Origin of the sequence: Nostoc sp. DedSLP04, from assembly GCF_034530775.1 — a bacterium.
In the GTDB taxonomy this organism is placed as follows: Bacteria; Cyanobacteriota; Cyanobacteriia; order Cyanobacteriales; family Nostocaceae; genus Nostoc.
Genome location: NZ_JAVRCL010000115.1, coordinates 1 through 10,483, shown reverse-complemented (window position 1 = coordinate 10,483; position 10,483 = coordinate 1). Strand labels below are relative to the sequence as shown.

General features: G+C 40.4%; 8 protein-coding genes. 4 read left to right on the top strand and 4 right to left on the bottom strand.

Translation table 11 applies throughout. The features are described 5' to 3' along the window. The first annotated feature begins 227 nt into the window (after positions 1-227). Together RMX89_RS33950 and RMX89_RS33945 are read left to right on the top strand one after the other, a co-directional pair. Positions 228-515, top strand: a complete 288-nt coding sequence (locus RMX89_RS33950) for a hypothetical protein (protein ID WP_322692077.1) — start codon at positions 228-230, stop codon at positions 513-515. A 49-nt stretch (positions 516-564) separates the two neighbouring features. Further along, positions 565-1,032: a calcium-binding protein gene (locus RMX89_RS33945; protein ID WP_322692076.1), complete on the top strand. Its 468-nt coding sequence runs from the start codon at positions 565-567 to the stop codon at positions 1,030-1,032. A 323-nt stretch (positions 1,033-1,355) separates the two neighbouring features. On the opposite strand, the gene RMX89_RS33940 is transcribed toward RMX89_RS33945, so the two are convergent. The 4 genes from RMX89_RS33940 to RMX89_RS33925 are packed head-to-tail and all read right to left on the bottom strand — an operon-like array spanning position 1,356 to position 8,595. Then, positions 1,356-1,490: a hypothetical protein gene (locus RMX89_RS33940; RefSeq protein WP_322692075.1), complete on the bottom strand. Its 135-nt coding sequence runs from the start codon at positions 1,488-1,490 to the stop codon at positions 1,356-1,358. Continuing rightward, positions 1,480-4,149 (bottom strand): pPIWI_RE module domain-containing protein, encoded by a 2,670-nt coding sequence (locus RMX89_RS33935; RefSeq protein WP_322692074.1) that lies wholly within the window; start codon positions 4,147-4,149, stop codon positions 1,480-1,482. The genes RMX89_RS33940 and RMX89_RS33935 overlap by 11 nt, the downstream gene beginning before the upstream one ends. After that, positions 4,139-7,348: a hypothetical protein gene (locus tag RMX89_RS33930; RefSeq protein ID WP_322692073.1), complete on the bottom strand. Its 3,210-nt coding sequence runs from the start codon at positions 7,346-7,348 to the stop codon at positions 4,139-4,141. Before RMX89_RS33930 ends, RMX89_RS33935 begins: the two co-directional genes overlap by 11 nt. Beyond that, positions 7,345-8,595, bottom strand: a complete 1,251-nt coding sequence (locus tag RMX89_RS33925; protein ID WP_322692072.1) for a hypothetical protein — start codon at positions 8,593-8,595, stop codon at positions 7,345-7,347. The genes RMX89_RS33930 and RMX89_RS33925 overlap by 4 nt, the downstream gene beginning before the upstream one ends. Before the next feature lie 648 nt (positions 8,596-9,243). Between RMX89_RS33925 and RMX89_RS33920 the strand changes: the two genes are divergently transcribed. Both RMX89_RS33920 and RMX89_RS33915 read left to right on the top strand, forming a co-directional pair. Beyond that, positions 9,244-9,837, top strand: a complete 594-nt coding sequence (locus RMX89_RS33920) for a ParA family protein (protein ID WP_322692071.1) — start codon at positions 9,244-9,246, stop codon at positions 9,835-9,837. Further along, positions 9,834-10,238 (top strand): hypothetical protein, encoded by a 405-nt coding sequence (locus RMX89_RS33915; RefSeq protein ID WP_322692070.1) that lies wholly within the window; start codon positions 9,834-9,836, stop codon positions 10,236-10,238. The genes RMX89_RS33920 and RMX89_RS33915 overlap by 4 nt, the downstream gene beginning before the upstream one ends. Positions 10,239-10,483: the final 245 nt, after the last annotated feature.

Sequence of the window (10,483 nt, the reverse complement as noted above, 5' to 3'; positions counted from 1 at the left end):
CTGATTAACTCAGCCCTGCTGGGTCGTTTTGCATAGCTTAGTCTAAACTCCAGTACTGATCACTGTTTAGAAAGCGTATGGATGAAATACACGGTCATTGTCAATACGAGGTAATCAATGAAAACACTTTAAATTCTATTGGATTATCTAAAAAAGATTCTGCCGATGAATAATTGAAAAGTCCATGTTTAGTTAACACTTATTTGTGGAAGCGGTGTATTGATAAAATGCCGGATAATCGTAGAAACCAAGAAAACGCCTTTGTTAATAACGTAATAAGAAAAACAATATCTAGATATCTTGATGACACTGCGACATATTCCGATTTGGGGCTGAGTTCTTACAAAGATTCACGCGATTTTTATGCGTTGTTTGCCTCTGCCGTACTTTACGACAGAAATATACACGGCGCTTCACAGGCAGGTTTTATAAAAAGATGCTTAGGACACCAATCTAAAACAACTTCGCTAAGTTATGAAAAGTTATTGCTTATCAATCTACCAAGCGAAGTTTAACTCTTATATTGTTGTCAAGGTAAATTTTTGAAAACTAGGAGAAATAGACATGAACATTACAGGCACATCAGGAAACGATTTTATCAACGCTCAGTCAATATTTTATCCCGAATCTGGAGATGATTACATTCAAGGTTTTGAAGGCGATGACTATCTTATTGGTGGGGAAGGCGATGACACAATACTAGGCGGAGATGGCAACGACAGACTTGTAGGTGGATATGACGACGACGTGCTGTATGGCGGGATAGGAGCTGATAAGTTTGATTTGATCAAACCATCAGGCTTTGACACCATTGAGGACTTTAACAAGACCGAAGGTGACATAATTTACCTTGACTCTTATGTAAAGGGAGAGCCGCTGAGTATTGTACAGTATCGGCTAAATCTATCTGGACAAGGAGTAGAAGTTGTAAATAGTTTAACGAATCAGGTGATTGTCTATGTGGTTAATACTTCAGATATTACTATCGGAAGTTATTTTGATTTTCCAGCCCTGACTGCCCTGAATGTCTAATCAGTATTTAAGAGCTTGAAATTCAAGCAGAGTAAAAAGTTCCTGATGTTGATTAACCAAAGTATTGTTGAATCTGACTTTGTTAGATGACTTAGACGAAAATGTGGAACAGATTAAAGAAACGATAGCCCGTATGCGTAAAGAACGTAACCGCAAAAATCCAATATGAAATAAGGTCTTTACTCCGTGTCCATAGCCTCCAGCGAATAGCCTAGGGGTTTTTCTTTGTGCATTCTCTCTCAGACATTCCCCACCCACCCCACACCCGACCCACCACCCCAAGAGCGATCGCATTTAGTTGAAAGTGCGATCGCAACCCCACCTTAATTTTCATCCTTTAGCTCGGCTAAAAGCTTGTCTAGTCTATCGTTTGCATCTTTAGCAAGCTGAATGCATCGCACGCTTGCAGCTATTTCACCACCAGTAATAACAGTTCCCTCTGCAACACTATGGTTCACGAATAGCTTGAATTGGTCGATAGGCATCAAGTCCAACCGCACGGTGGAGTACTTCGGGAAAAATTGTAGCGTCAAGATACTGAATCATCCCATAAAGTCGCTGACACTGAACAAACGTTGCCCAATCACTAAAGCAGTCTGCTTCTTGAAGTGTCAAGCTTAAAATAACGCCACGGGGATTATAGCCTTGGGCTTGGGGTTTTGGTTTTTTAGGTTTCCCTGTCTTGTCGTTTTTAGTTATTGCTAATGGCACTAACTTACTTTCTTGGAGAATGCCACCGCTACGAGACTCAGGACGTTGGTTGCTTAAATAATAGTACCCACACTCAGAACCTTTTGATGAAGGGTGAAAAACACCTGTGGTATGTCCTTCAAGGTTCCCGTCTTCATCACAAGCACGATAAATAGGAACTTCTGTTGTATTAGGTGCAATGATATTAGCTATACGTATGTGGGGATATTTTGAAGTAGAGATAAAAGTAATATCTTCATTTTTGGGATTTTCTGAAGTGTCAAAAGCAAGGAAGTGCTTGCGCCATAATTTTTTCTGGAGAAATAGCAAACCATGAGAGCGAAGGTTATCAGCATCAAAGCAATAGATTGTTGGTTGTTTCGTTTCTTGGAATAAGTTGTTGAATACCCAGTTTTGGACTTTCTTCTTATTAAATTCGATGCTTTCAAATGCTCCTGATGCCATTTTTATTTGAAATAGGTAAAAATCTAACCATTCATCACATCCGTAAGCCTTAGCAGTAACACCGCTTTTGTCCATACGCACTGCTACAGGAAAGTACTTAGTTATTTCACCTGTATAAAAAGGGATTTTATAGACACCGACGCTAGCAACATCTGTAGGGAAATTTTCTACCTCAAAAGTTGGATAAAAATATGCACCAGCCATCGATAATCCGCTTTTTAGGGATGATTCTATACGATGAGAGAAATTACTTTTTAGAGACTTCTTTTTAACGAATTTACCTTGTTCTTTAGCAGCAGCTTGGGCTACCTCCAATTTAGTAATTTCATCATTAAATTCTGCTTCTGTCAGGAAATCACCTTTGTCGTTTTCATCTTTAGGCTCAAAGTGGTCAGTAACGCTACCAAGCATTGCTAATGCAGGACGAAAGCAAGGTTTTGGGTCTTTTCTTGCATCTTTCCAAAAATGTTTCTTAGGTAGGATTTCAATTAAAGTCAAGGTTTTCTGATTTTGAGGTGATGGAGGAAGTAATTTTTGGAATTCTTTGATTCTATTAGCACAGTCAGTCCTCCAATTTTTTCCAGACATTTCTGCCCCTAAAACACCGAGGCTATGTATATTAACATCGTCAATACCGTATTTTTTGGCGAGCGGACGGATTAATTCTTCAGCTTCTTTACTCTGCGATAACAATACTAATTTGAGATTAGGTGGAATATAAAATGGTGGAGATGTGTTTATACTAGCAAAATGCTTCTTGATAAATTCTTTGACTTGATTGTACTCACTACGTGGTTTTTTCAGCAATTTATCATTATCGCAACGTGAATAAAGTTCTATAAAACAAAACTCTTCACCTAGTACATTTTGTATGCGTTCTAAACAAGCTTTATGAAATATTGCATTATCTTTTGGAAAAAGTCCATCTTCTGCATTATGCGAGCGTGATATTGTGTTACCGTAAACTACACCCCAAGCCAAATCGTTATTTTTATAGGGTGTTTGAACTACATCTTGAGCGTTAAATTTATCTTTAAAGTTAAGGGATTTTAGCAAATTTACAAGATTACCTTCAAAATCTATACCCCTTTGTTTACCCATGTATTTTAACTTGCAAGGGGCAAATCTTTTAGAGTTTGTAGGACTGATATAAACAGTCTTACCTGTACTAAGATAGCCTAACTCCCAACTAACCCAACGCCTAATACCGTAATCGCAAGTAAGGTAGGGTTCTCCATTTAAATTGTAGTGGAATGCGAATCTCAGTAAGAAAGAGTAATAGTGTGTTGGTTTTTCTTTCTCTTCACTACCTTTCTTCTTTTTGTCTTGAGTAATAATCGTTGGTGGCCAACTGATAATTTCTTGAACATTAGACTTTTCTACTACACACTCATGAAATTGTAATGTTTCAAAAACTTGATTGCTGTTTGTATCGATTAAAGATAGCGGCTCTGCTACTATTGCACTAGCAATCAAATAAGGGATGAGACTATAGTACAAAGGATCAGTTTTTAATTCTCCACCTTCAATACTCCATACAGTTTCAGGGATTTTTACCTGCTGAAATTCCAAGTCATGAGCCGAAAGTGAATGAATTTCTTGGATATCACTCGTGGTTAAACAATCTAAGTCTTTAAATGAAACATTTAACCAGTTCTTGACAACATTCACAATATATTCTTTGGAGATGTTGTTAGACTTAGAATAAAACCAATGGGTATTAGATGTTAATCTAAATGCATTTGGGGAAGGAAATAAAATTTCATCATCAATTGAAATTGTTAGTGCTTGGTTAAGACATTCTATAGGTGGTAAAACATAATTTTTGTCATGCTTGTATTTCTGTAATCTAGAAAATAAATCTTTCCACTTCTTCGGGACAGCCAACGCATACAAATCGAATGTAAGTGATATCTTAGTCGGTATTTGAAGTGCAAATAATTGTATAGAGTTATATGCCATCTATTTTCTCCAATGCACGGTAAAAAGGTTCGTAAAGTGATCGCACTAGCGCGATGTCATGAGCGTCATAGCCTGTTCTGGTTTTAGCAAAGTACGGTTGCAGAACATACTTAAATCCTTTAAGTAAGGATTCTTTTTCAGTTTCAGCTTTCTTCTGGGCAAGGTTGGGTGCCCATGCTGCATCGATAAAACGAATTAAAGTCGGCTGATTACCACGAATTGTCCGGGCGATCGCCTGCCAGGTAAGCACCATCAAACTCCAAATCAGTCCTTCGCGTACTTCTTTGGATAGTCCCTTGTGGGAATATTGCAAGATGGTGTCAAGACTTTTGAGAAAGATGCCATAGCCTTCGCTACGCCAAGAGTCGCAAACATCAATAAAGTTTCCTTCCCTCTCTTCTGCTATCGCTTTTCTTTCTCTCCACAATGCCAGTCGAAATTTATAATCAAGGTCATCAGGTGCGGGATGTGGACGAACCAAAAAATATGCTCCGCCAAATGCACTCAGTCCTTCCTGATTTAACATGTTCTTACCCCGCCCAATCGCTGCTATTGGTGCAATCAAAATCGCTCGATTAGTATCAGCAAAATTTTCAATATTACTGCGAGAAATCAAAGATTCGTCAATTTCCTCTAGTGGCGATCGTGAAGTTAAAGCTGCCATCCGCTCTTTCCAATACGAGCTAGTATCAATGCTTTTGATGGCGTTGTAAACGAAATCAACCTGCTCGTAACTATTGACATACCAAATTAAACGCTTTCTACCTTCAGGTAGCGTGTCAAAATCACGTTGTAGGATGTCAGTTTTACGAAGTAGCGATCGCACTACCTGCAACAGGGCTTCTTCCTTATTTGTTGCCCCAGAAACCCGCACAGGCAAGGCATCTGGATAGTAACAAGGAGAAAAGTGGAAACTACTTTCGGAAATTGCTTCTATAGCTTTCCTAACCCTTGGACGTAGCAAGTAATCTACTTGGTTTTCCACATGATAAATAGGACTTTGCCCAGCCCAACTTGTACCACTTAGTAACAAAGCGTGCGCTCCTTGAGTACCTTCATCAGCAAAGACGTGGGAAAAATTTTCCAACAGCCAGCGCCCTTGTCCGAGTCCTTGGAAGTACCAAAGTGTCAATTGATTCTCTTGCCGTTCCAGCTTGAACCCGCAAACCAAACCAGATGCTAGTCCCGGTATTAACCCGTAAAAATCCCGTGGAATACGGTTGAAAAAAACGATTTCCTCGGCTCCGTCTACTTGTTGCTCAAGTCCGTAAGCGGTTTTGATTGACTGTTGAAAAAATGACACGAAAAGGACTAATTTTAGGAACAATGCAAACTTGCTACAAAATCCCCACTTATCTTGAATTGCCTTCAACCAGCCTTTTTTCAAAAGTTCTGTTTGTATCTTTGTAATTGTTTCCTGCTGTTCTTGGTAGTTTTCGCTCTGAAGTCTCATTGCATACTCAGCAAGCCAGGAGTTTTTCCAATCGCCTTGCAGAAAATCAGCTAACTCCTGATAAACAGGGCTTTTATCAAGAATGAAAGTAGATGACTCAGTATCTATGCCCTCAGCCTTGGCAATTTCTAATACAAAATCTCTAGCAATGGACGAACAGGTAAAGAATTTCTCTGCCAGCCAGTCGCTTTCATCAGGGGATAGTTGCAATTGCGTGCAAATATTATCAACAAGCGTATCAGCATTTTGCAGAGCATGATTGAATTGCCCAAAAGTAAGCTGCCGCAGGTCGTTTCTAGAATTACGCAGCTTAGTTGCTCGCGTCCATGTTACTACTTGGTCTAGAAACCCATTACTCCCTCTCTCAATTAGTTTGATAGCAGGTAAAAATGTTGAGTCGAGGTTTGATTGCACCTTGTCGCACTCGTCAAAAAACACGACGCTACAAGTCCGGTACATCAATTCATAGTAGGTAATTGACTGTGGACTTACGTGCGGTAGAGGACGAGTGAATATAGCAGCGGCTACTGTTGTCAAAATGACATCTGAGTCAGCAAGTTCGTTAGTATCTCGGTGTCTTGGACACTGCCCAATCAGGGGACAAACTTTTACACTATCCCCATTACTATTGTTATTACTATTACCGTTACTGGTATTATTACTGTCGTCCGAGTCTTTTACTTCTCTTAAATCAAAGCACGGAGGAGAAGGAGGATTTGAAGGTTGAAAGTATTGGCTTAAGGGACAAGCTGTAGATAAGTGTGTGAAGCCGTCCATCCCACCATCTACACTATGCCAGTTCTCAATATGAACTTTTCGATTCCTTTGACCAATTACTACCGATACTCGTAAACCGACTTTTTTAAGTAGACTAGCCATTCTTAGGCACGTCACAACTTCGTTAAAGACAATGCCAACTCGCTGCCCTTTTTTTGCTACTGCTACAGTCAGAATTTCAATTAGTGTTGATTTACCTGCATTTAGCAGCCCAACTAAGTTTTTTACCCCGTCGAACACTATTGTATCGATTTCAGCAAACCCCATTCCTTGAAAATGCTCAAGGATGATATCTGACAAACGCCCTTTATGGTCTTGACCGCAGCATTCATCTAGAAGATTTGCAGCCGACTCCATTTCCTTCCGTGTGACAGAGATTGCTTTATTATTCTCGCGATGTACTGATAGAACCCTGCCTTGGCATAAGGGCAAATCCTTTGGAATTCTGATACTGTAAGTGTTATCTCCAGACCGAAAGCGATATTCTTTGCCGGGTTCTGCATATTTAACAGTACGCTGGCGATACTTCAATTTGTTACCAAGCAAGTCTTCAAAACCCTCAAAACGGTTGCCCCAGATAGAAGGCATGGATTTTCGAGTGAACCGATAAGTCTTATCATCAACATCGTAGGCTCGGTACTTCGAGGGAATTTGGTTGTATAACTTTAGCAACTGTTCTGTAACATCTTGGTTTGTTAAATACGGAACCAACTGCCTGAGATTAAATAGCGTTCTCTTTGCTTCTACTGTCTTCACCAACAAAGCCAAGCGCGGGAACAGATAAAATCGATTAGATATTAGTAGCCATAGAGAAATTGCTGTTTCAAGTTCTGATTGAACACCTAACTTTTCAATAGCAAACAAGCATAGCTCTAAATCGAGCAACGCCTCAATCTGGTCTTTATGTAAACTCGTTTGTTTTTGCAGGGATTTTGTAGCTTTGTAGCGCCAAGACCTTGTTTCTCTCATGTCTTTCTCCCTTTATTTGTAGTGGGACTTTGACCGCGCTTTGTACTTTTCTCCTCAAGAGTTTTACTATTGGTAGAACGTGTGTCGCCTTCTGTATTGGTGTCGCTTTGCTTACTATTAGTAGCAGATGTATCACTCTCCACCTCAGCTTTGCTCGCTTGCACTTCCACTTCGCGCACACCCGCTTTTTTCTTAGCAAGTGCAAAAACGGCATCATCGAAGATCGGTTTAACATTCTCCCACCGCCATCGTGATTTCAGTTCTTTAAGATAAGCAGGACGGTCTTTCTTCCGCTCCGCAGGGATGACGATATATGCAACATCCCAAGATGGTTCGCTGGGTATTGGTTCATCACCTAAATTCCTTACTAGTAGATAGGGATTAGAGTAATCCTTCAAATCGAGCGCCCATACTTCACCATCAGCAAACTTAATTCTCAAGTCATAGCGATCGCACTGTGGATAAAGTTCAACCTCCAGCCCCAAATCTACTAACTTCTTAAAGAGTTGAATTTCCGCACGTCCGGGGTAAAACCAAAAGCGTTCGATGCCACGTTTGAGTTTTAGGCAGTCACTTGGTAGTTTTACTTTGCGCTTGAGCCTGCGTCCGGGTGGACAACGGTTACAACTAGAGTTTGCAATTACTTGCCCTTGAGGATTTACTCCGGCCAGCGCATAACAGTACGGGCAGGCATAGAAGTTTTTCTCTAACTCATAGCAACTCGGTACAGGTTCGTAGCACTCATCTAACAGATCGGACAGCCCAACACCCAGTCCAAAATACCCTTTTGCTTCTACAAACTCCTGGTTCGACAAAACAGGATGCTCAATAATAAACCTTCGGAATTTGGTGTAAATTTGTACCCCTTGTGGGTGTGACTGACAGTGTTGCAGTAAGACAGAGGCAATTTTAGTTTGTTCTTGGCTCAGTACACTCCCACCAAAAGCTTCTGCTAATTCAATCGTTAATTCCGTAGGTTCCCCTAAAAAAAGCAAAGAGTCGCTTGAGTCTATTTCGTCGTCAATTTCCACTCCCCATTCTTCAAAGGGCTGTTCGCAAAGCTCGTAAAACTCTGGAATACTATCTGGTACATCTCCTGCTTTACCCCCCACTATAAATGCTAAAACTACCTTGTCGTAACCCAGTTGCAAGTCTTGAGGGTAAGGATAAAGCCTCCCCTGACGTGCTTGAACCCTGATTAGACCAGCAGAAATTTGCTCCAGTGTGGATATATTGAGTCTGATCACCAGTTACTACCGTAAAAAATAGAATTTTTATAATAGTAACGCTGAATATACGAGTTAGATATATAAAAATATTAAATTTTAGAAATATTTTCTAGACTATTGATCTGGGACTTTTACTTGAGGTGGCAAGACTGTAACTATTGATATGCTGTAAAAATTAAGAATGTATGTTGAGACTGTAGGGGAACTTTTGAGCTTTAGGAGCATTCGGCAGAAGGTTTCACGCTTTTTCCCAAAGTCAAAAATATGCTTTCTTAGATGCGCTGTGATTCTTAGGACGCAACCCTACCGTCAAAACTGCAAGCAGACTTAGGTGGTAAAATGTGCTACTTTTATTTTGAATTGGCGAAAATATATATTGTTGTATTGCTAGCTATTTGTGTTATTGCCAATTTAAATAGCTCACGCAGACTGTACTAACCAGTAGACCATCCGAAGAGAGCGAAGCAACCTGATAATCAGGAGTAAAGTCAAACTGTCTTCTGTTCAGGTTTAGTCCGTCCAAGCTGACGGTTGCTACTTAGGATATTTTATATTTTTGAATTGGTGAAATTTTGTATTTTCGCCATTTTAACATTTTATAAATAAAGAAATACAAATTTTCGCCATTTTAAGAGTAAACTAGCAGCATTTACTGGAGTACATCTCGTGATAATCACCCTTGCCAGTTTCAAGGGAGGTGTCGCTAAAACGACAAGCGCCATCCATATTGCTTGCTATCTATCTCAGCATGGCAGTACTTTGCTAGTTGATGGCGACCCAAACCACAGTGCTACAGGATGGGCAAAGCGAGGAGCATTACCCTTTAAAGTTGTGGATTTACTACAAGCTCCTATGCACAGCCGTAATTTTGACCATGTAGTTATTGACACAGCAGCTAGGCCAAGCCACGAAGATTTAGAAGCTCTTGCCGATGGGTGTAATTTATTAATATTGCCTACTACCCCTGATGCTTTAGCGATGGATGCACTGTTGCAGACTGTAGGCGCACTTAAATCATTGGGGAGCGATCGCTATCGTGTGTTGCTTACAATCATTCCCCCAGCCCCCCGCTTAACCGGACAGCAAGCACGCGAAGCATTAGAGGCAGAGGGAATACCACTATTTCAACATGGGATTAGACGATTTGCTGTTTATGAAAAAGCGGCACTGGAGGGGCTGCCAGTTTACCAAGTAAAAGACCGCAGCAGCAAAATAGCATGGCGGGAGTATCAAGAGGTGGGTAAGGAGATATTGTCATGAGCAACCCTAAACCTAGCCCTTTTAAAAAGTTATTTGAAACCAAAGAGGAAGCACAAATTGAGCCAGAACTTCCGACTGAGCCAACCACAGAGAGTAACGTGACACAAACTTCAACACCACCCACACCAGCAGCAACTCCTTCTGAAAAGAGCAAACGTGGCAGACCTGCAACTGGAAAGCGGTCTGATGATGCTTGGATTGGGCGCACTTACTATGTGAAACGCTCAACAGATTTAGATGTAGAGGAAGAATTACTTAAACTCAAAAGACGTGGCGTAGAGATTGATAAAAGCGAATTGGTAGATTTTCTTATGGCTGTCTGGATAAAATGGCAGCAAGGTGAAAATATAGATTTACTAATTGACGAATTTACGCCAAGGCGAAATTCTAAATTAGACTGATGCGTTGCTGAATGGCTGGAACGCATTGTACTAACGCTGAAAGAAACTATTGCGATAATGAAAAAGACTGATGCAGCTATTCCTGGATTCCCCATACATCTTTAGGAGATACTCACTATGACTATCAAAGAATTGCTTCTCCAAGAAATTGAATCCACCTCAGATACCATTCTGGCTGAAACGCTAGACTTTTTACTGGAGTTTAGACTAAGCTATGCAAAACGACCCAGCAGGGCTGAGTTAAT

Coding starts and splice junctions, on each gene's coding strand:
- RMX89_RS33950 (WP_322692077.1), top strand. CDS start 228: ATGCCGGATAATCGTAGAAACCAAGAAAACGCCTTTGTTAATAACGTA.
- RMX89_RS33945 (WP_322692076.1), top strand. CDS start 565: ATGAACATTACAGGCACATCAGGAAACGATTTTATCAACGCTCAGTCA.
- RMX89_RS33935 (WP_322692074.1), bottom strand. CDS start 4,149: ATGGCATATAACTCTATACAATTATTTGCACTTCAAATACCGACTAAG.
- RMX89_RS33930 (WP_322692073.1), bottom strand. CDS start 7,348: ATGAGAGAAACAAGGTCTTGGCGCTACAAAGCTACAAAATCCCTGCAA.
- RMX89_RS33915 (WP_322692070.1), top strand. CDS start 9,834: ATGAGCAACCCTAAACCTAGCCCTTTTAAAAAGTTATTTGAAACCAAA.